Source organism: Pseudogulbenkiania sp. FW507-F1 (genome assembly GCF_058781125.1).
This window is the reverse complement of sequence record NZ_JBYSWM010000003.1, coordinates 1-20,765: the sequence shown is the minus strand read 5'-3', so window position 1 is coordinate 20,765 and position 20,765 is coordinate 1. Positions and strand designations below refer to the sequence as shown.

Below are 20,765 nucleotides of genomic sequence, written 5' to 3'. Positions count from 1 at the left end.
CGGTTCGGCCGTTTCGGTTGAAGAAGACGGGTCGCAACAGCGGCCCGTTTTCTTTGTGCTATGCGCGACGGGCGCAGCCGGTGGGGTAGGCGGTGCTGCCTGGTTTTGAGAACAGGGCGCTACGGGTGGGGCTGCCTGAAAGGAGGAGCCAGGTGCAGGCTTGGTCGGTGGCGGGCAACGAGTTGGGTTGGACAAAAAAAATGGGTCGCATCAGCGACCCATTTCATTTTTAGCCGTCTGGCTCAGGCTTTCGGCTCGATGCCGATGATCTTGCCATGGCTATCGTGGTGTACCACGCAGACCGAGGCGGCACGACCGGCCAGAATCTGCTGCTCGCCCATGCCAAAGTGGTTGGCGTAGCTTTCCAGCGTTTCCTGCTGATGGGCAGTGGCTTTCGGCTTGCGGGATGGTAGCTGCGACCACAGCAGCAGAGTGCCGGAGGTGCCCAGCAATGCCACGACCGAATTCTCCAGCGAACCCGACGACCCGGTGCTCAGCGTCTTGGCCAGCAGTTGCTGGTAGCTGGCACCCCAGCTGGTGAGCCAGTTGGCGCCATTGACGATGGGGCGCCACAGGTACAGCCAGCCTGCCCATGCCACCGCGGTGGAAGCATTGGACAGCAAGCGCTGATGCCAGCGCAGGTGATGACGGGCGTTGATGATCAGGTTGTCATGCATGGAGAATCCTCTTTTCGATTCGATCAGGCGCGAATGCCGCGGTCCGGGCTTACCCACCGGGCACGTTTACCTTCACCACGCAGCAGTACCTTGGGGAAGGCAACAATGGTTGAACCAATGTTAATGATCCAGAACACCAAAGGATACCAGATCATCCAGTAGTAGTTGCGTCCCAACCCTCTGTCGTAGTGGCTATCAAGCCACTTACTGACGGCAAATTGCAACAGACAGGTGGCCCCCAGGATCACACCGCTCCATTGAGGAATCAGCGGTGATCCAACATGGGGCAGCCAGCCGGTCGGCAGCAACAAACCAGCGGCCCAGATGATCACCAGAAGCAGCATCACGTAGGACCAGAACAGGCTCAGGCATAGTTCGAGCATCAATGGCCACAAATAGTTCTGGCTCGGGTGGCGAATGACATCGAGGTTCTTCAGCAGGACCTGGGCGCCGCCCATGGCCCAGCGCAGGCGCTGTTTCCAGAGGCCCTTCAGTGTTTCCGGCATCAGGATCCACACTAGGGCATTGGGCTCGAAGCGCACGTCCCAGCCGTCCCGCTGCAGCTTCCAGGTAATGTCGATGTCCTCGGTCAGCATGTCCGCGCTCCAGTAGCCCACTTGGTGCACGGCCGACTTGCGGAAGGCCGTGATCACGCCGGACACGGTGAACAGACGGCCGAAACTGCGTTGGGCGCGCTTGATCATGCCGACGATGGAGGAGAACTCGCCAACTTGTACTCGTCCCAGTAGCGTGGAACGATTGCGAATGCGAGGGTTGCCGGTAACGGCAGCGACTTCCGGGTCCTGCACGAAATGGCGCACCATCCAGTGCGCAGCATTGCGGTCGAGGAGGGCGTCGCCGTCGATGCAGATCAGGATTTCATTCTTGGCGAGCAGGCTGCCCGCCTGCAGTGCCATGGCCTTGCCCTGGTTCTGCGCCAGGTGCACCACGCGCAGGTGGTCGTATTTGGCGGCCAGGCGGTCCAGTACTTCAGCGGTGTTGTCCTTGCTGCCATCGTTGATGGCGATCACCTCGAAGTCGGGATAGTCGGTCGCCAGGGCGTGGCTGATGGTTTCCTCTGCGTTATCCCCCTCATTGAAACAGGGGATAAGGATGCTGACCGGCGGCGTGTCCGGCAAGGGGGTGGGCTGGGTGTACGGACCGTCCTTGCGTTCATGGCGCCAGTAAAACAGTGCGGCGCCGATCATCCACAAATAGGACATGAACAGCGGGTAGTAGAACACGAAACCCAGCAGTCCCTGCCATAGTGTTTTCAGTAATGCAATAACCATCAGTCTGCCTAGTGGATGTCCGGTGCGTTCGGCTTGCTGTCCAGAACCGGCTTGAGCACGGCTGGATCCGGATGATCGCGATGCAGGTTGTCAGGGTAGTAACCGACATGGCGTACACCCCAACCATACAGGGTTCGGATGGTGTCCGCCATTTCCTGGCTCGGCACCGGTTTGTTGCTACGCCAGTCGATGGCCTGCAGTTCGAATACCACCTTGTCCATGGCATCCGGATGCTCCTTCACTTTATCGACTATTTCGTGCAGGAAAGCCATCGGGTCGGCGGCGTTTTCCATGTACGGCATAGCCATGATGGCGGTGAAGTCGTAGTTGGCGAGCGAGTTGTCGAGCGATTGCGAGTACCACACTTCGGAGCGCGGATTGAGCGCTACGGTGGCGTAGAGATTGCGGGCCGTCTTCAGTCCCGGCTGTTCCTGGCGCACGACGTCGGCCAGTTCCATGGCGAAATTGTCGAGGGTGTTGATCTTGAGGATGGTCCAGCGCCCCAGCAGATCGTCGTTGGCACGGATGTCTTCCAGCGAGGTCGGCAGGCCCCATTCCTTGTAGGTCTTCAGTGCCATCGGGCTGGCGTCTTCATAATCGGACAGCGTGACATCGTCGTGGAACAGCAAGCCCTCGAACGGCGTGGAGCGGGCGAGGTCTTGGTAGATATCCCGGATGACCTGGCGCGCACGCGGCGAGAACGGCGACAGGCGCGGATACCCCATGACGAGGTGGTTGGCCTTGTTGGGAAGGGTGACGACCTTGTCGTTCGCTGCCGGCTCGGTTTTCGGCAGTTCGAAAGCCAGCATTGGCATCCAGGCGTACAGGCGTTTCACCTTTGTGCGAGTACGAATCTGCCAGGCGACGCGGTTGAACAGATCGGCGCGCATTGGCAGGTGGCGGTTCGGGAAGTACACCGCGTCGGCGGCGCCGTTGCCGTCCGGGTCGGCGTAGGCTTGCAGGTAGACGGTATTTACGCCCATGGCGACGATGCGGTCGAGCAAGCGGCCCAGGTTGTGCTCCTGCTGCGCCGGATCCGGGTCGTAGATGTAGTCCAGATCGACGTGCATGATCTTGCCTGGACGATCGTTGTCGGAGATGTTGGCTTCGCGGATGGCGAGTTCCTTGCGGAATGCGTCGAGCGTGATATTGCCCTCGATCAGGACGCGACGCAGTGCGTGCAGCGGCGTTTGTTCGTTGTTGGCACCGTCGTCCAGCGTCATGCCGATCGGCATGCCGAGCTGGTGGGCCACGTCGCTGGAAGTGCTGTTGTAGCGGCCGTACGGCCAGATCATGATGCGCGGCGCCTTGCCGGTCTGCTTGCGCAGCAGGTCGCTATTGCGCTTCAGGTCGGCGTAGATACGTTTGCGGTAGCTGGTTTCGTCTTCGTAGCGCTTGAGCTCGGGCAGGTAGCGGCGTGCCGTGGCAGCCGGCTGCATATTGCCTTGTGGGTTGGCCAGAATGCCCTCGTGCATGTTGTAGGTGTGATTGGCGATTTCCACCAAGCCGCTTTGCGTCATGGCGCGCACGTCGTCCCACATCAGCATGACGTTGCGCGGCACGGGCTTGCCTTCGAATCGCACGGTGCCGTTGGTATCGAGCCAGTTGCCGATGAGCGCGACCACGGCCGGTGCCTTGAACATCTTCAGAACCGGGAAGGCATTGGCGTACATCGAGCGGTAGCCGTCGTCGAAGGTCAGCAACACGGCTTTTTCCGGTAGCGGCTTCTTGCCGCTGCGGTCGGCCAGCACGTCGTCCATGCTGACGAAGTGGTAGCCATTGTTCTTCAGCCAGTCCATCTGGCGCACGAAATTGGTCGGCGAGACGGCAAAAGCAGGCTCGAGAGCGTCTTTTTTGTCGGCGATTTCGTGATAGGTAAGGATGGTCAGCTTGTTGTCCGGCGTGGCGGCCAGGCCAACGCTACTGAGCAGGCACAGCAAGAATCCCCACAGCAAGGGCATCAGTCGAGTGGTCATCAGTCGTTTTTATATGTCGGTTTAAGTCGGGTCAGCGTAAACGGTGCCGCTAAACTCTGTGCCAGAGGCGACAGGGGCCCGGAGGGAGTCCCGGGAGGCGCGTCATTCTATCAGGAGTGGGCGCGATTGCGAGCGGGAAAATGAGTTTATGTGCAGTGCAAAAGAGGCGCTGTGGTGGAAAGGGGACGAGCTGGTTTCGTTAAGCTTGCCGTAATCTGCCTGTGCGACGGGAGGGTTGGCAAGCAATTGAATTAAAAGGGATAAAGCGGGAGGGTTTCCCGCTTTCGCTGAGATTAGACGGCGTCTTCGTTGGTTTCGCCAGTGCGGATGCGGATGACCTGTTCGACCGGGGAGACGAAGATTTTGCCATCTCCGATCTTGCCGGTGCGGGCGGCATTGATGATGACCTCGATGGCGCGATCGACCAGATCGTCGGCGATGACGACCTCGAGTTTGACCTTGGGCAGGAAGTCCACCACGTATTCGGCGCCGCGGTAGAGCTCGGTGTGCCCTTTCTGGCGCCCGAAGCCTTTGACCTCGGTGACGGTCAATCCGGTGACGCCGATTTCCGACAGAGCTTCGCGCACTTCGTCCAGCTTGAACGGTTTGATAATGGCCTCGACCTTTTTCATTTTGGGGTGCTCCTTGACGGCACGTGGGTTTGTTATGGGTGGGTAAATGGAAATTTTGCCAGGCATAACGGCTGCCGGCCTTAAGTTCCAAGGGTTTTTCCTGTATTATTACGCGCTTTCCTGATACTTGTCGCGGGTGTCGAATGTCGCACATTCTCAAGCTGCGGGGCGGTGTTGCCCTGTCCCAGTTCCGTTTGGACAAACTCCTGACCGCTGCGCGCGAGGCTGGTTTGCCTCCGCTCACGCTCAATGCCGAGTTCTGGCATTTTGTCGAAAGCGATCGGGCGCTCTCTGAAGAAGAGCAAGCGGTTCTGGCCAAGCTGATGACCTATGGCGAGCCGCCGCTCGCCACTGCCCCCACGGGCGAACTGTTCCTTGTCACCCCGCGCCTGGGAACGCTGTCACCGTGGGCTTCCAAGGCTACCGATATTGCCCAGCATTGCGGCTTGGAGGGCATTCACCGCATCGAGCGCGGCACGGCCTTCCATGTCCTGCCTTCCGCGCCGCTTTCCGACGATCAGCGCCGTGTGCTGGTCGGTTTGCTGCACGACCGCATGACCGAAACGGTGCTGACTTCGCTCGACGAGGCCAATCGCCTGTTCACCCACGTGGAGCCGCAGCCGCTGACCACGGTGGACATCCTTGGCGGTGGCCGTGATGCGCTGGTGGCCGCCAACGGCGACCTAGGCCTGGCGCTGTCGCCGGATGAAATCGACTACCTGGTCGAGAACTTCACTCGCATGGGGCGTAATCCGACCGATGTCGAACTGATGATGTTCGCTCAGGCCAACTCGGAACATTGCCGTCACAAAATCTTCAACGCCCAGTTCATTATCGACGGTGAAGAGAAACAGAAGTCGCTGTTCCGCATGATCCGCGATACCCACGAGGCGCACCCGCAGGGCACCCTGGTGGCGTACAACGACAACGCCTCGGTGATCGAGGGTGCCGAGATCGAGCGCCTCTATCCGCAGCCGGACGGCCATCAGTACGCGTTCCACACGGAACAGACGCATATCCTGATGAAGGTGGAAACGCACAACCACCCGACCGCCATCTCGCCATTCCCCGGCGCGTCGACCGGCAACGGCGGCGAGATTCGCGACGAAGGCGCGACCGGTCGCGGCTCGCGCCCGAAGGCGGGTCTGACGGGCTTCACCGTGTCCAACCTGAACATCCCCGGCTACAAGCAGCCGTGGGAAGTGTATGGCGAGCAACAGGCCGAGTACGGCCGTCCGGGTCGCATCGCCTCGGCGCTGCAGATCATGCTGGACGGGCCGATCGGCGGTGCCGCCTTCAACAACGAATTCGGCCGTCCGAACCTGACTGGCTACTTCCGTACCTTCGAAGAGCTCTTCGAAGGCGAGATGCGCGGTTATCACAAGCCGATCATGATCGCCGGCGGCCTGGGTAATATCCAGCATCAGCAGATTCGCAAGAACATCATCCCGGAAGGCGCTCTGCTGATCCAACTGGGGGGGCCGAGCCTGCTGATCGGCCTGGGCGGCGGTGCTGCTTCCTCGATGGACACCGGTGCCAACAGTGAAGACCTGGATTTCGATTCGGTGCAGCGCGGCAACCCGGAAATCGAGCGTCGCTGCCAGGAAGTCATCGATCGCTGCTGGCAGCGCGGCGACAAGAACCCGATCGTATCGATCCACGACGTCGGTGCCGGTGGCCTGTCCAACGCCTTCCCGGAACTGGTGAACGACGCCGGCCGTGGTGCCATTTTCGAGCTGCGCAAGGTGCACCTCGAAGAGAAGGGCATGACGCCGATGCAGATTTGGTCGAACGAGTCGCAAGAGCGCTACGTGCTGGCCATCCTGCCGCAGGATCTCGACACCTTTACCGCCATTTGCGAGCGCGAGCGCTGCCCGTTCGCGGTGCTGGGCGTGGCCACCGACGATGGCCACCTGCAGGTGCGCGACGACGTCTTCGACAACAACCCGGTGGACATGCCGCTCAACGTGCTCCTGGGCAAGCCGCCGCGCATGACGCGCGACGTGAAGAGCGTGGACGTGCCGCAACGCCAGTTCAACGCCTCGGCGTTTGATCTGCGCGAATCCGCCTATCGCGTGCTGCGCCTGCCGTCGGTAGCCGACAAGTCGTTCCTGATCACCATCGGCGACCGCACCGTGGGCGGCATGACCGCACGCGACCAGATGGTCGGCCGCTGGCAGGTGCCGGTGGCGGACGTGGCCGTCACCACCATGGGATTCAACACCTATCGCGGCGAAGCCATGGCGATGGGCGAGCGCACGCCGCTGGCGCTGTTCTCGGCGCCGGCCTCCGGCCGCATGGCGGTGGGCGAGGTGCTGACCAACCTGGCTTCGGCCAACGTTGGCGACCTCGGCAACGTCAAACTGTCTGCCAACTGGATGGCCGCTGCCGGCCACCCGGGCGAAGACGCCAAGCTCTACCAGACCGTGGAAGCGCTATCCGGCCTGTGCCAGCAGATCGGTGTGAGCGTGCCGGTGGGCAAGGACTCGCTGTCGATGAAGACGGTGTGGGAAGAAGCCGGCGAGAAGAAAGCCGTGACGGCACCGCTGTCGCTGATCGTCTCGGCGTTCTCCCCGGTGGAGGACGTGCGCAAGACGGTAACGCCGGAACTGAAGAACGACGCCGCGACCGACCTGATCCTGATCGACCTGGGTCACGGCCGCTGCCGTCTGGGTGGTTCGGCGCTGGCGCAGGTGTGGAAGTCGATGGACGGCAAGGCGCCGGACGTGGAGAGCCCGGCCGAGCTGCAGGGCTTCTTCAGCACCATGCAGTCGCTGCTGGCCGACCAGCTGGTGCTGGCCTATCACGACCGAGCCGACGGCGGCCTGTTCGCCACGCTGGCCGAGATGATGTTTGCCGGCCGCGTCGGTGTTACTGTCGACCTGCAGGAACTGCTGATCGAGCGCAAGAACACCCAGGCCTACCTGGACGACTTCGTGCCGCCTTCGGCGGAAGCCGCGACGCACGGTCGCGTGATGCGCGTGCTGTTCAACGAGGAGCTGGGTGCCGTGATCCAGGTGGCCAAGGTTCACACCGCCGAGGTGATCGCCCGCTTCGTCAAGGCCGGCCTGGAACGCGCCCTGTTCGTGCTGGGTTCGGTGAACGGCGACGAGCGACTGGTGATCCAGCGTCAGAACGACGTGCTGCTCGACGAAAGCCGCCTCGATCTGCAGCGCGCCTGGTCAGAAACCAGCTACCGCCTGCAGCGCCTGCGTGATAACCCGGCCTGCGCCGACAGCGAGTACGCCCAGCTCGACGACACCGCTTCGGGCGGCCTGTTCGCCAAGCTGTCGTTCGACGTCGACGCCAACCCGGCGGCGCCCTTCATTGCCACCGGCGCGCGTCCGCGCATCGCCGTGCTGCGCGAGCAGGGCGTGAATGGTCAGATCGAAATGGCGGCGGCGTTCACCCGCGCCGGTTTCGACGCGGTCGACGTGCACATGAGCGACATCATCGGCGGGCGCGTGTCGCTGGCCGATTTCAAGGGCCTGGCGGCCTGCGGCGGCTTCAGCTACGGCGACGTGCTGGGCGCCGGCGAAGGCTGGGCCAAGAGCATCCTGTTCAATGCCCGTGCACGCGACGAGTTTGAAGGTTTCTTCCTGCGCGCCGACACCTTCGCGCTGGGCGTGTGCAACGGCTGCCAGATGATGTCGAACCTGTCCGGCATCATCCCGGGGGCGCAGCACTGGCCGAAGTTCCACCGCAATGCTTCCGAGCAGTTCGAGGCGCGCTTCGCCATGGTGGAAGTCACCGCGTCGCCGTCGATCTTCCTCGCCAACATGGCCGGCAGCCAGCTGCCGGTGGTGGTCAGCCACGGCGAAGGCCGCGCGGTGTTCACGGAAGGCCATCAGCCGCAGGTCATCACCGCGCTGCGCTACATCGACTTCGCCGGCCAGCCGACCGAGACCTATCCGCTGAACCCGAACGGTTCGCCGGAAGGGATCACCGGTGTCACCACCGCCGATGGTCGCTTCACTATCATGATGCCGCACCCGGAGCGCGTGTTCCGCACCGTGCAGAACTCGTGGCATCCGGCCGAGTGGAACGAGGACGGCGCCTGGTTCCGCATGTTCGCCTCGGCACGCAAGTGGGTGGGCTGAGCCCCCGGCAATCAGACAAAACGGACGCTGCGGCGTCCGTTTTTTTATGCGCGGGTTGAACCGCTGGGCGGCAAGCGGCGGAACGCCGCGATGTAACAAGGGTTTCGGTCTTTACGCGAGGCGGCTGTCCGGGCACTGGCGCAGCACGCGCCGGCCCTGTTCGATGATGGTGGCGGTCAACTGCCGCGCCAGCGCGACCTCCATTTGCCAGTGGTGCCAATAGAGCGGCACGTCGAGATGCTTGCCGGGCGCCAGGTCGACCAGCCGGCCATCGCCCAGCCCCGCTTCCGCCATGCCTTCCGGGATCAGACCGTAGGCGATGCCGGCCAGCGTGTAATCGAGAAAGCCTTGCACCGAAGGCAGGGTGAGCGCCGGGAAGTCGAGCGTAAACGCCAGTTGCTGCTGCAGGAATGCCTGGTGCAGGCTGTCCTTGCGGTCGAACAGCAGCGCCGGTGCCGTGCTCAACGTGGCGTGGCTGACGCCATCGGCAAAATAACGCTGGACGAAGTGTGGCGCGGCCAGGCAGAGGTAGCGCATCGAGCCCAGGTAATGGCTTTCACCGCCCTGGATGGTCTGGCAGCGGCTGCTGACGCAGCCGCTGACGTGGCCGCCGCGCAGTAGCTCGTGGGTGTGTTCTTGATCGTCGACGCGGATGTCGAGCAGCAGGCGCGTTGCTTCCAGTGCCGGTCGTGCCGCGTCGAGAAACCAGGTGGCGAGGCTGTCGGCATTCACCGCCACCGCCAGCGTCGAGAAGCCGGCGTGGCCGTCCCCGGCCTGCAGTGTTTCCATCAGCTCCGCCTCCATCAGCGTGAGCTGGCGGAAGTGCTGGATCAGGTGGCGGCCGTGCGGCGTGGCATCGACCGGGGTGGTGCGCGTGACCACCGGCTGCCCCAGGCGTTCTTCCAGTTGCTTGATGCGCTGGGAGACAGCCGACTGGGTCAGGAACAGCGCCTTGGCGGCCTTGTCGAAGCCGCCGTTTTCGACGACGGCGGCGAGAGCCTGCAACAGCTTGGGGTCGAGCATGTATCGGGTGTCCGGTGGCCTGGCGGGTGCCGGGCAAAGTGATGTTAATGGTAGGGTCTTGGCAAATCTGCTAGGCTCTAGCCCACACGGCAAAGACCGTGACGAACTCATGAAAAAAGCATAATAAGATATACGACCTGCTTCGGCCAAGGTTGGGGAGACAGGGGAGACTATGCAGACAAGCCATGGCGACGAGCCATTGCATTCACTCAGCCGACTGCTTGGCTTTCGAGAGGAAGACGGCGAGACCTTACGACGTCATCAAGACAAGCTGTTGCTGGGCCGCGAGGTACTGGGCAAGGAGTTTTACTGGTACCTGCTGAAGAATCCGGAAACGTCGGCCTTGCTGCCGGCCATGAGCGGTGAGGGACTGGACCGTCTGATCAGCCAGCAGATGGATTACTTCGAGGGCGTGGTGTCGCAGCCGCTGAGCGCATCGCAGGCGGAAAAGGTCATCGCGCTGGGCCAGATGCACCACCGTATCGGCGTCAGCATGGTGTGGGTGGCAGGGGCGTACGAACGTTATCTGTCCCACATGCTGAGCCGGCTCAACGACGCGCACTACCCGGACGAGGTGCGGCGGCCACTGACCCGGGCCATCCGCAAGCGCATCCTGCTCGACATGCTGCTGCAGTTGCAGGGCTTTCAGCAGTCGATTTCTGCCGAAACCCAGCTGCAGCACCGCCACATGCTCGACATGTCACGCATGTACGCCACCTTGAGCGGGGTGAGCCTGGCCTTGATTCACTCGCGCAGCCGCGACGAACTGTTTCACGCCATTTGCTCCACCTGCGTGGAAAAGGGCGGGGCGACCTACGCCGGCATCAGCTGGATCGATACCGCCACCAACCACCTTGAATACAAGGTCTTCGCCGGACCGGAATCCACCGATTTCATTCATCAGTTGTCACGGGCGTTATCGCTCGACCCATCCAACCCCTACAGTCGGGGTCCGACCGGTCAGGCGGTGCTCACCATGACGCCGCAGGTGGTCAATTGCTGCGAGGCCGAGCCGATGATGGCGCCCTGGCGCGCCTTGTTCGAGCGTGAAGGCATCAAGAGCCTGCTGGCGGTGCCGCTGTTCATGGAAGGCAAGGTGGTCGGGACGCTGACGCTGCACTCGCGGCTGGCGGATTTTTTCGATCTCGACAAGGTGGCGCTGGTGCAGACCATGGCGAGCGAGATCGGCCACGCGCTGGAGCGGCTGGATGCGCTCGATCGCAGCTCGCGCGCCGAGGCGCGAATTCGCTATCTGTCGGACCACGACCCGCTGACCGGGCTGCCCAACCGCCAGAACATGCAGGGGCTGATACAGGGGCGCATCGAGCAAGGGGCGGGCGCCGAAGCGGTGGTGGTGATCGCCCTCGCCATCGACAGCTTCCACCAGATCAACGCCCGCCTGGGGCATGAAGGCGGCGACCTGGTGCTGTGCGAGGCGGCCCGGCGCATCGAGCAGTGCCTGGGCGATACCGGGCGCGTCGGTCGCGTCGGTGCCGCGCGTTTTGTCATCACCAGCGGCTACAACGACCGGCTGGAGAACCTGCTGGATCGCCTGCTGCAGGTGATGCGCGAGCCGGCAGAGTGCCTTGGTCAGTGGGTCGACGTACGTTCCAGTTGCGGGGTGGTGGTGAGCCATGCCGACAGCGACGCGGCGACGCTGTTGCGGCGTGCCGAAGTCGCGCTGGCCCGCGCCAAGGAGTCGGGGGGCAACCAGTACCGCCACTACGACCAGCGCATGGACGAGGAAATCCATCGCATCCACAGCTTGCGCGCCGCGTTTGCCGAGGCCCTGGCGAACAATGCGCTGGAGCTGTTTTACCAGCCCAAGATCGATCTGCGCAGCGAGGTTTTGCAAGGCGTGGAGGCGTTGGTGCGCTGGAAGCGGCAGGATCAGTTCGTGTCGCCCGGCGAGTTCTTCCCGGCGATCGAGCACACCGATCTCATGCGCGAGCTGGATTGGTGGGTGCTGCGTCAGAGCCTGAAGCAGATTACCGACTGGAAGGCGCGGGGCCACGTTATCAAAGTCAGCGTCAACCTGTCCGCGATGACGCTGAAGCAGGAGGGCTTCCTGCCCGGCATCGAGTTGCTGCTGGCGAGCTACCCTGACGCAGCCGGCCTGCTCGAGCTGGAAGTGCTGGAGAGCGTGTCGCAAAAGGAAGCGGAGCAGGTGGTGCACAAGCTGGAGCGCTGCCGCCGGCTCGGCATCTCGATTGCGCTGGATGACTTCGGCACCGGAGCGTCATCGTTGGTACACCTGCAGCAGTTGCCATTCGACACCATCAAGATGGACCAGAGCTTTGTGCGGGTGCTGCTGGAGGCGCCGGGCAACGAGGCGATCATCCACAGCATGGTGGCCTTTGCCCGCTACACGGGGCGCAAACTGGTGGTGGAGGGGGTCGAGAGCAAGGCCATCTGGCTCCGGCTGCTGGAACTGGGCTGTACCGTGGGGCAGGGCTACGCGATTTCCCGGCCGGTGCCGGCCGAGGTGCTGATCGAATGGGCCATGCAACAGCAGGCCGGTGCGAATATCAATATTTCTTATACAGTATAACATTTAGTAGTTTTATTTATTTTTGGCGCGGGGCTAAGCTGTCGGCAACTTTCGAATTCCGGAGCTTGCCATGTTCAACACACAGGTCGCCCTCGCCGCCTTCTCCCTGTCGCTCAGCCAGATCGTCGGCATCGGCCCGCAGAACGCCTTCGTCATTCGCCAGGGCATCGGCCATAGCCATGTCTTGCCGATCGTCCTGATCTGCATCGTCTGCGACCTGTTGCTGATCGCGGCCGGGGTGTTCGGCATGGGCAGCATGGTGCTGTCGATTCCCGGTTTCCTGCCTCTGGTGACCTGGACCGGAGCGGCGTTCATCCTGTGGCTCGGCATCAAGGCGTTCCGCTCGGCCTGCAAACCCGCCACCTTGCGCACGGAAGGGGGCAGCGTGCGCGACCGCGACGAGGTGATCCGTACGCTGCTGGCGGTGACGCTGCTCAACCCCTATGTCTGGCTCGACACCGTGATCCTGATCGGCAGCTTGTCGGCGGCGTACGGCACGGAAGCGCGGCTGTCGTTCCTGGCGGGCAGTTCCACGGCGTCGGTACTGTGGTTCGTGGCCATCGGCGTGTTCAGCATGAAACTGGCGCCGCTGTTCCGGCAGGAACGCAGCTGGCGTGTGCTGGATGTGATGGTGGGGGTCTTGATGGTGATGACGGCGGCCTCGCTGATCCAGCAGCACGGCTTGCAATATTTGTAATGCGAGTTGGGATGGCGTGGCGACTTTGACGTGGTGCGTTACCCGTGGAGGGGTTTTGTCTGCCGGGTCGGTGCCATGAGCCCGCCGGAGGTGCCGCGATGCCGTCATGAAAATGCTTCGGCCAACCTGTAGAGGTTGGCCGAAGCATTTTGGCGTGGGTCAGATCGGGTTGTTGACCAGATCGTCGTGCGTCAGCAGGAAGACGAAACCGTCACCGCCGCTGGTTTCCATCCACATGAACGGCAGCTGCGGGAAGGCTGCCTCCAGTACGTCGCGGTTGTGGCCGATTTCCACCAGCAGCACGCCGTGTTCGGTGAGGAATTCCGGTGCGCGGCGCAGGATCTCGCGCGTGGCATCCAGCCCGTCACGGCCCGAACCCAGCGCCAGTTCCGGCTCGTGCAGGTATTCGGCCGGCAAGTCGTCGACCGACTCCTCGTCCACGTAGGGCGGATTGGAGATGATGAGGTCGTATTTCTCTTCCAGACCCTGGAACAGATCGGTGTGGACCAGCTGGATGCGGTCTTCCAGGCCGTAGCGCTGCACGTTGATCGAGGCCACTTCCAGCGCATCGAGCGAGATGTCGACGGCGTCGATCTGGGCATCGGGGTAATGATGCGCCATCTGGATCGCCAGGCAGCCCGACCCGGTGCAGAGGTCGAGGGCGCGGTGCACCAGTTCCGGATGCTCGATCCACGGCGCCAGCGGTTCGCCCAGGAGTTCGAAGATGAACGAGCGCGGCACGATCACGCGTTCGTCGACGTAGAAGCTGAACTCGCCCTGCCAGGCCTCGTGGGTGAGGTAGGCGGCCGGGATGCGCTCTTCGGCGCGGCGCTCGATGATGTCGATCACGTCCTGGATTTCGGTCGGCAGCAGCTTGGCGTCGAGGAACGGCTCCAGGCGATCGAGCGGCAGCTTGAGCGTGGCCAGCACCAGGTAGGCCGCCTCGTCGTAAGCGTTGTCGGTGCCGTGGCCGTAGCTCAGTCCGGCGTCGGTGAAACGGGAAACGGCGAAGCGCAGCAGGTCACGCACCGTGGTCATGACGGTAGCAGCTTGGGCGTACATTGCGGGTCCTTTCAATGGGAAGGGGACAGGCAGCGGCGGCCACCTGTCCCCAGAATGGGAATGTCCGTTACGGCGACTCAGAACGGCAGCGGGGCCGACGTCGCCTGGCTCAGTATCTGGCGGAAGTCGTGCTGGATACGTTCCAGCGCCGCCTCGTTATCGGCCTCGAAGCGCAGCACGATCACCGGCGTGGTGTTGGAGGCGCGCATTAGGCCGAAACCGTCGGCGTATTCCACGCGCAGGCCGTCGATGGTGATGACCGATTCGGCGTTGTCGAAGCGCGCGGTCTGCTGCAGCTTTTCGATCAGCGCGTGGTTCTCGCCCTCGCGCTCCATCTTCAGGTTGAGTTCCGGCGTGGACACGGCATTCGGCAGCGCGTTGAGCAGCGCGTTGGGGTCCTCGACGCGCGACAGCACTTCCAGCAGGCGGGCTCCGGTATACATGCCGTCGTCGAAACCGTACCAGCGTTCCTTGAAGAACACGTGGCCGCTCATCTCGCCCGCCAGCAGCGCGCCGGTTTCCTTGATCTTGGCCTTGATGAAACTGTGGCCGGTGCGTGCCATGACCGGTTCACCGCCGTTGTCGCGAATCCACGGCCCGAGCAGCCGGGTGGACTTGACGTCGTAGATGACCTTGGCGCCCGGGTTGCGCTCCAGCACGTCGGCGGCGTACAGCATCAGCTGGCGGTCGGGCCAGATGATATTGCCTTCCTTGGTGACCACGCCCAGGCGGTCGCCGTCACCGTCGAAGGCGAGGCCGATTTCGGCATCGGTCTTGGCCAGCGCGTCGATCACGTCCTGCAGGTTCTCCGGCTTGGCCGGATCGGGGTGATGATTGGGGAAGGTGCCGTCGACGTCGCAGAACAGCTGGCGCACGCGGCAGCCCAGGCGGCGGTACAGCACCGGGGCGAAGGCGCCCGGGACGCCGTTGCCGCAATCGACCACGATGCTCAGCGGGCGCTCCAGCTTGATGTCGCTGGTGATGCGGTCGAGATAGGCATCGACGATGTCGTGCGTGCGGTACTGGCCGTCACCTTCGGTGAAATCCTTGTCCAGAATGCGCTGGTACAGCGCCTGGATGTCCGGTCCAGAGAGGGTGTCGCCGGCCAGCATCATCTTGAAGCCGTTGTAATCCGGCGGGTTATGGCTGCCGGTGACCATGACGGCGGACAGCGTGCCCAGCTCGTAGGCGGCAAAATACACCATCGGGGTGGCGACGCGGCCGACGTCGATGACGTCGATGCCGGCGGTGACGATGCCTTCGGCCAACGCCTCGCACAGTTCCGGCCCGGACAGGCGGCCGTCACGGCCGACCACGATGGCCTTGACGTTGCGGGCGCGGGCTTCGGAGCCGATGGCGCGGCCGATCTGGTAGGCAGTCTTGTCGGTCAGGGTCTGGCCGACGATGCCGCGGATGTCGTAAGCCTTGAAAATGTCTTTGGACAGTGCGCTCATGAGCTTGTCTTGTTCCCAGGGAAGCAAAAAATGATGAGGCGGCCGGTCGCCCGGTCGCCTGGGGTTCAGGCTGCGAACGACTGGCTGAGTTGCACCAGTTGCTCGAGCTTGGCGCGGGCGGCGCCGCTGTCGATCATTTCACGCGCCTTGGCAATGCCGGCGGCCAGCGTGTCGGTGACGTTGGCGGTGTAGATGGCTGCGCCGGCATTGAGCAGCACGATGTCTCGGGCCGGGCCGGATTGGCCGGCGAGCACCGCCAGCAGGATGTTTTTGGACGCCTCCGCCGATTCGGCGCGCAGTTGGTTGAGCTCGCACAGCTCCAGGCCGAAATCGCGCGGGTCGAGCCGGTATTCGCTGATTTCGCCATCCTTCAGTTCCGCCACCATGCTGGGGCCGGACAGGGTGAGTTCGTCCAGCCCGTCGCTGCCGTGCACGATCATGACGTGGCGGCTGCCGAGCTGTTTCAGCACGCGCGCCTGAATGCCGACCAGGTCGGGGTGGAATACACCCATCAGCTGGTTGTCGGCACCGGCCGGATTGGTCAGCGGACCGAGGATGTTGAAGATGGTGCGCACCCCCAGTTCCTTGCGCACCGGCGCCACGTATTTCATCGCGCTGTGGTGGTTGGGGGCGAACATGAAGCCGACGCCGATCTCGTCGATGCAACGGCCTACCTGCTCGGCGGAGAGCGCCAGGTTCACGCCCAGCGTTTCCAGCACGTCGGCACTGCCGGAGCTCGACGACACCGAGCGGCCACCGTGCTTGGCCACGCGCGCGCCGGCGGCGGCGGCGACGAAAGCCGACGTGGTGGAGATGTTGAAGGTGTGCGATTTGTCGCCGCCGGTGCCGCAGGTGTCGACCAGGTGCTCGCGCTGGGTGACCGGGACGTGGGTGGCGAATTCGCGCATCACGGTGGCGGCGGCGGCGATTTCCAGCACGCTTTCCACCTTGACGCGCAGGCCGACCAGGATAGCCGCCAGCTGCGCCGGTGATACTTCTCCGCGCATGATCTGGCGCATCAGATCGAGCATCTCGTCGTAGAACAGTTCGTTGCCGTCGATCAGACGGTTCAGCGCGGCCTGCGGCGTAATCATCACGCAAACTCCTTGAGGAAGTTGTCGAGCATCTGATGGCCATGCTGGGTCAGGATCGATTCCGGGTGGAACTGCACGCCCTCGATCGGCAGTGTCTTGTGGCGTACGCCCATGATCTCGCCGTCTTCGGTCCAGGCCGTGATTTCCAGGCACTCCGGCAAGGTTTCGCGCTCGATCACCAGCGAGTGGTAGCGGGTGCAGGTGACCGGGTTGGGTAGGCCACGGAACATGCCGATGTCGTGATGCGAAACCGGCGACACCTTGCCGTGCATCAGCTGCTTGGCGTGAATGATCTTGCCACCGAAGGCCTGGCCGATGCTCTGGTGCCCCAGGCAGACGCCGAGAATCGGCAGCTTGCCGGCAAAATGCTTGATGGCGGGAACCGAGATGCCGGCTTCGTTTGGCGTGCAGGGGCCCGGGGAAACCACCAGATACTTGGGTGCCAGGGCCTCGATCTGCTCGAGCGTGATTTCGTCGTTGCGAAACACCCGCACGTCCTGTTTCAGCTCACCAAAGTACTGCACCAGGTTGTAGGTGAAGCTGTCATAGTTGTCGATCATCAATAACATTATTGGTCTCAAAGCCTTATTCTACGCGGCTTTAAGTGCCGCAAACATCAAATCTTATCCGGTATTTTATCCTGTTCCGCAGCGGATAAGGCCGGGATGCTGCGGAACAGCACACAGGATAACATGCCGAATATCATGATGGCTGCTTTAGCCTGTTGGCTATCCACTCATCGACTATGTTCTCCGCCCAGCGCGACGCCGCGCCAATTTTGATGGGGGGAGGGAACTCGTTTTTGTCGATCATCAAGTAGATTTTTGTCTTCTTCAGGCCGAGTTTGCTCTCGACTTCCTTCAGTGTCAGCAGTTGCATTTATCTCTCCTTGTCAGGTTAGGGCCTAACCCCATTCATTCACTTGATGTACACCCGGCCGCCGTCGGCGCTGTGGTAATACCGACCACCGCGGCTGCCGGTGAAAATCTCGCGCCCGTCAGTTGTGGTGCCAGAACCGATCAGGTCGGCGCGCTGCTGGCTGATGGTGTTGCCAGCCGCGATCAGCACCGCCTGGGTCTGGTCGCTGGGCATGACGGGGGCGGCATTGAAGGCGTAGCGCTCGCCGTATTCGGCCGGGCCAAGGCGGTGTTGATTGCCAAGGTCGCTGGCGAAGGCGGCGGAGCTGGCAGCCGCCAGCAAAAGGGCGGAGATAGTGGTCTTCATGAAGTGCTCCTTATTGATCAATCCGCAGCGTGAAAGCCATCGCAAACTCGCCGGCACTGGCCGGCGGCAGGATCGATGACACTCGGTGCATGCCGAGGTGGGCGATCTGATGGCCGGTCGCCTCGATCGCTCGCCCGATAACATCCCAATCGCCGGCCGCCACGATCTCCAGAGATCCACCGTGGCGGTCGGTATGGGCCGTGGCGCGGATGCCGGGCAGGGCGCGTAGGGCTTCGGTCAGGTTCTCGAGCCGGGCGTAGTCCTCGCGGCGCTGGTCAATTGCGTCCAGCGTGGCCTTGGTGTCGCTGATGACGCGGCGGATAACCCATCGCCAAACACTGGAGCTCCACCATGCCGGAAAAGGCACTCTCCCTCTTGGACGCATTACTCATCGCCCTGGGTCTCGGCCTGACCGTGCCCGTGGCACGCGGGCTCTTGCAAGTCCCGCTGCAGCGCTGGCAAGTCCTGCTTGGCCGGGCCCTGCTCAACGGCATCTTCACCGTCACGCCGTTTAGTGCGCTGGTCTGGTGGCCGGATGCCAACCCCTACGCCCTGGTCGGCGCGAGCGGCTTCTGCGCCCGCCTGGGCTGGGACGGCTTCAACTCCTGGGCCGAGCGCTACCTCGAAACGCGTTACGGCAAAGGAGGCGCCAACGACTAAACCCCACCACGCAGCCCACCACCACCAGCCCCGCGTCAGCCACGTCGCGGGGCTTTTTCATGACAGGAGCCACCATGCCGCTCACCCTCGACCAACTGCACCGCATCATGCCCAACGCCCGTGACAAAGCGGGCGTTTTCTTGGGGCCGCTCAACCTCGCCATGAAGGAATTCGGCATCGCCGACACCACCCAGCGCGTCGCCATGTTCCTCGCCCAGATCGCCCACGAATCCGGCGAACTGCGCTACATGCGCGAATTGGCCAGCGGCGCCGCCTACGACACCGGCAATCTCGCCCGGCGCCTCGGTAACACCCCCGAGCCGGACGGTGACGGCCAGCGCTACAAGGGGCGCGGCCTGATCCAGATCACCGGGCGCGACAACTATGCCCGCTGCGGCGTCGCACTCGGCCTGCCGCTGCTGGAACGCCCCGAACTGCTCGAAATGCCCGTCAACGCCTGCCGCTCGGCAGCGTGGTACTGGGCGGGCAGGGGGCTCAACACCCTGGCCGACAAGGGCGCCTTCGACACCATCACCGCCCGCATCAACGGCGGACAGAACGGACGCGAAGAACGCCGCGTCTGCTGGGCGCGCGCCAGCCAGATCCTGAAAGGATGACCATGTGGAGAAAAGCCCTTCCCTGGCTGGCGCTGTTGGCGGTGCTGGCCGGCTCACACTGGCTCGCCTACCGCCACGGCAAGGATGTGGTCTCGGCGGCGTGGAAGCTGGCCGACGTCACACGCGAGCGCAACCACAACGCCGAACTGAATGAACTGCAGCAACGACTGCGCCGCCAGGAAACCGACGCAGCCCGCCAGTTGCTCGCCGCCGAAACCCGTTACCAGGAACAACGCCGCCATGCCGAATCCGAAAAAAACCGCATTCTGGCTGACCACGCTGCTGGCCTGCGCCGGCTGTCAGTCCCCATCAAGCCTGCCGCCTGCCACGTTGCAGACCCTGCGACCAACCCTGACGGAAGCACCACCGATCCAGCGCCACGAGCCGAACTTTCAGCAGAGGCTGCTGGATTTCTTGTCGGCCTCGCCGCCGAAGCCGACACCGTCGCCATCGAACTGAACCGATGTGCCGACCGGCTGGCCCTTCAACACCAACTGGAGAAGCCGTGAAAAACCACTAACCACCATCAACAACCACACCAAAGCAAAAGCCCCCAACTGTTAGCGCAGTGGGGGCTTTCTGTATCCCAATCCTTATAGGGAAGGAAAGGAATCTGTCGTGAAGTATACAAGAGGAAGATTCCAAATGACACGTCAAGGCATTGATCTCAAGACACAATTCTCACCCTGGCTGCGTTTTTGCATCGGCATGGGCATCTTGTTTTTGGCGCTCACGCCGCTGCTTTGCGCCATCACGCCTCTGCTCTCAGCGATCCGCTGGTGGTAGCTTGCTGACGGGGCGTGGTGGCCAGTCCACCGCGCCCGCTCCTCAACATCACCCTCCACCACCAGCCGACAACGGGAGGCCTCAACGCCTCCCCAACCGCTGCGCCGCCGCCGTGATGATCGCCGTCAGTTCCTCACGCTCAAAAAACGCCCCCGGATCGGCAATCAACTGTGCCCACTCACGCGGGCTCGCCACCATCGCCTCGCTCGGCACCTCCCGCATCACCATTTCCCCGCGCACATCGAAGTGCATCAAGAAGCGCTTGCGCCGCATCAGCTCCGCTACTGGCAAGGCCGGCACCACGTTGGCCGAAGCCCCGGCCTGCTGCTCCAGCACGTCCAGCACCCACTGGCGGAAGGCTTTGGCGCGTTGGGTGTGGGCGAACATGGCGATCAGGTGAGCGCCGCGAAGAGAGAAGATGCGGGTTTCGTTGCTGAGTGAGCCGCCGTTTCGCGAGACCCTCAAATTGAGGGTCTCGGTCATCGCTTCAGTGAATTCATCCTTGTTGCGTTCGTAGATCTGGGTAACGGCGTCAGCTTTTTTGTAGCCGAGAGCTTGGGCGATGTCTGCTGCTCTAAGCCAAGGCTGACCAAGGTGGTCGACGATATCGAAATGGGTCTCGTTGAAGGACAGGGTATTCATGGTGGTAGCTCCGGTTCTAGACGGATTGGCCACCTCGAATGGGGTGGCCGGGAGGCTAGAAACCGCTACCACGCGGCGGACTTCTTCCCCTTGCGGGTCTTGTATCCGTCACCCTCCCGGCCATTGATCGGAATTCTGGCGCAGGTGCGTGCCGACATATCCGCGGTAGGCGGACTATGGGCGCAAAAAATCCACGGCTGACGGGCGTGGGGTCGTTCCGGTGGTAGCAAGAGTTTCTAGGCTCTTACGGCGGAGGATAGGCGGGGTGGGGTGGGGGT

General features: G+C 62.9%; 20 protein-coding genes. 7 read left to right on the top strand and 13 right to left on the bottom strand.

Annotated elements, in window-relative coordinates; genetic code table 11:
• Nucleotides 1-242: 242 nt before the first annotated feature.
• The 4 genes from pgaD to AC3WG5_RS02715 all read right to left on the bottom strand — a co-directional run bounded on the left by pgaD (nt 243) and on the right by AC3WG5_RS02715 (nt 4,577).
• A complete protein-coding gene (gene pgaD, locus AC3WG5_RS02730) occupies nt 243-677 on the bottom strand; it encodes a poly-beta-1,6-N-acetyl-D-glucosamine biosynthesis protein PgaD (protein WP_492567685.1) in 435 nt (144 codons plus the stop codon).
• Between the two features lie 23 nt (nt 678-700).
• Entirely contained in the window at nt 701-1,969 is a 1,269-nt protein-coding gene (pgaC, locus tag AC3WG5_RS02725) for a poly-beta-1,6-N-acetyl-D-glucosamine synthase (RefSeq protein WP_008954084.1), read from the bottom strand.
• 8 nt (nt 1,970-1,977) lie between these two features.
• Nucleotides 1,978-3,945, bottom strand: a complete 1,968-nt coding sequence (pgaB, locus tag AC3WG5_RS02720) for a poly-beta-1,6-N-acetyl-D-glucosamine N-deacetylase PgaB (protein WP_492567684.1) — start codon at nt 3,943-3,945, stop codon at nt 1,978-1,980.
• A 293-nt stretch (nt 3,946-4,238) separates the two neighbouring features.
• Nucleotides 4,239-4,577, bottom strand: coding sequence for a P-II family nitrogen regulator (locus AC3WG5_RS02715; protein WP_008954086.1), 339 nt, complete (start codon nt 4,575-4,577; stop codon nt 4,239-4,241).
• A gap of 143 nt (nt 4,578-4,720) precedes the next feature.
• Between AC3WG5_RS02715 and purL the strand changes: the two genes are divergently transcribed.
• Complete coding sequence (gene purL, locus AC3WG5_RS02710; RefSeq protein WP_492567683.1) at nt 4,721-8,677, top strand: phosphoribosylformylglycinamidine synthase; 3,957 nt, start codon at nt 4,721-4,723, stop codon at nt 8,675-8,677.
• Nucleotides 8,678-8,788: 111 nt separating this feature from the next.
• Here purL and AC3WG5_RS02705 read toward each other — a convergent pair whose 3' ends face one another.
• Nucleotides 8,789-9,700 (bottom strand): LysR family transcriptional regulator ArgP, encoded by a 912-nt coding sequence (locus AC3WG5_RS02705; RefSeq protein ID WP_008954088.1) that lies wholly within the window; start codon nt 9,698-9,700, stop codon nt 8,789-8,791.
• A 172-nt stretch (nt 9,701-9,872) separates the two neighbouring features.
• Here AC3WG5_RS02705 and AC3WG5_RS02700 point away from each other — a divergent pair, with 172 nt between their 5' ends.
• Entirely contained in the window at nt 9,873-12,251 is a 2,379-nt protein-coding gene (locus AC3WG5_RS02700; protein WP_492567682.1) for an EAL domain-containing protein, read from the top strand.
• Nucleotides 12,252-12,321: 70 nt separating this feature from the next.
• On the top strand, nt 12,322-12,948 hold the full coding sequence (locus AC3WG5_RS02695) for a LysE/ArgO family amino acid transporter (protein ID WP_492567681.1): 627 nt from the start codon (nt 12,322-12,324) through the stop codon (nt 12,946-12,948).
• A gap of 159 nt (nt 12,949-13,107) precedes the next feature.
• Here the strand turns inward: AC3WG5_RS02695 and prmB are convergent, their stop codons facing one another.
• From prmB to AC3WG5_RS02660, 7 genes are all read right to left on the bottom strand, one after another.
• Nucleotides 13,108-14,010 (bottom strand): 50S ribosomal protein L3 N(5)-glutamine methyltransferase, encoded by a 903-nt coding sequence (gene prmB, locus AC3WG5_RS02690; RefSeq protein WP_008954091.1) that lies wholly within the window; start codon nt 14,008-14,010, stop codon nt 13,108-13,110.
• Nucleotides 14,011-14,087: 77 nt separating this feature from the next.
• Nucleotides 14,088-15,464 carry a phosphomannomutase/phosphoglucomutase gene (locus tag AC3WG5_RS02685; RefSeq protein ID WP_482581980.1) on the bottom strand — a complete coding sequence of 459 codons (1,377 nt, stop codon included), beginning with the start codon at nt 15,462-15,464 and terminating at the stop codon, nt 14,088-14,090.
• Between the two features lie 65 nt (nt 15,465-15,529).
• Nucleotides 15,530-16,558, bottom strand: coding sequence for an anthranilate phosphoribosyltransferase (trpD, locus tag AC3WG5_RS02680; RefSeq protein WP_492567680.1), 1,029 nt, complete (start codon nt 16,556-16,558; stop codon nt 15,530-15,532).
• Nucleotides 16,558-17,127 (bottom strand): aminodeoxychorismate/anthranilate synthase component II, encoded by a 570-nt coding sequence (locus AC3WG5_RS02675; protein ID WP_492567679.1) that lies wholly within the window; start codon nt 17,125-17,127, stop codon nt 16,558-16,560. Before AC3WG5_RS02675 ends, trpD begins: the two co-directional genes overlap by 1 nt.
• 133 nt (nt 17,128-17,260) lie before the next feature.
• On the bottom strand, nt 17,261-17,437 hold the full coding sequence (locus AC3WG5_RS02670) for a helix-turn-helix transcriptional regulator (RefSeq protein ID WP_014087084.1): 177 nt from the start codon (nt 17,435-17,437) through the stop codon (nt 17,261-17,263).
• Between the two features lie 39 nt (nt 17,438-17,476).
• The gene (locus AC3WG5_RS02665) at nt 17,477-17,782 is read right to left on the bottom strand and encodes a hypothetical protein (protein ID WP_492567678.1); all 306 of its coding nucleotides are present in this window, start codon (nt 17,780-17,782) and stop codon (nt 17,477-17,479) included.
• Between the two features lie 10 nt (nt 17,783-17,792).
• Nucleotides 17,793-18,149 carry a hypothetical protein gene (locus AC3WG5_RS02660; protein WP_492567677.1) on the bottom strand — a complete coding sequence of 119 codons (357 nt, stop codon included), beginning with the start codon at nt 18,147-18,149 and terminating at the stop codon, nt 17,793-17,795.
• An 8-nt stretch (nt 18,150-18,157) separates the two neighbouring features.
• Between AC3WG5_RS02660 and AC3WG5_RS02655 the strand changes: the two genes are divergently transcribed.
• The 4 genes from AC3WG5_RS02655 (at nt 18,158) to AC3WG5_RS02640 (ending at nt 19,845) form a co-directional block, all read left to right on the top strand.
• Nucleotides 18,158-18,442 carry a hypothetical protein gene (locus AC3WG5_RS02655; protein ID WP_492567676.1) on the top strand — a complete coding sequence of 95 codons (285 nt, stop codon included), beginning with the start codon at nt 18,158-18,160 and terminating at the stop codon, nt 18,440-18,442.
• A 74-nt stretch (nt 18,443-18,516) separates the two neighbouring features.
• The gene (locus AC3WG5_RS02650) at nt 18,517-19,059 is read left to right on the top strand and encodes a glycoside hydrolase family 19 protein (RefSeq protein ID WP_492567675.1); all 543 of its coding nucleotides are present in this window, start codon (nt 18,517-18,519) and stop codon (nt 19,057-19,059) included.
• Nucleotides 19,060-19,061: 2 nt separating this feature from the next.
• Nucleotides 19,062-19,568, top strand: a complete 507-nt coding sequence (locus AC3WG5_RS02645) for a lysis system i-spanin subunit Rz (RefSeq protein WP_492567674.1) — start codon at nt 19,062-19,064, stop codon at nt 19,566-19,568.
• 136 nt (nt 19,569-19,704) lie between these two features.
• Nucleotides 19,705-19,845 (top strand): hypothetical protein, encoded by a 141-nt coding sequence (locus AC3WG5_RS02640; RefSeq protein ID WP_158453619.1) that lies wholly within the window; start codon nt 19,705-19,707, stop codon nt 19,843-19,845.
• Between the two features lie 81 nt (nt 19,846-19,926).
• On the opposite strand, the gene AC3WG5_RS02635 is transcribed toward AC3WG5_RS02640, so the two are convergent.
• Entirely contained in the window at nt 19,927-20,487 is a 561-nt protein-coding gene (locus tag AC3WG5_RS02635; protein ID WP_492567673.1) for a BRO-N domain-containing protein, read from the bottom strand.
• Nucleotides 20,488-20,765 lie beyond the last annotated feature (278 nt).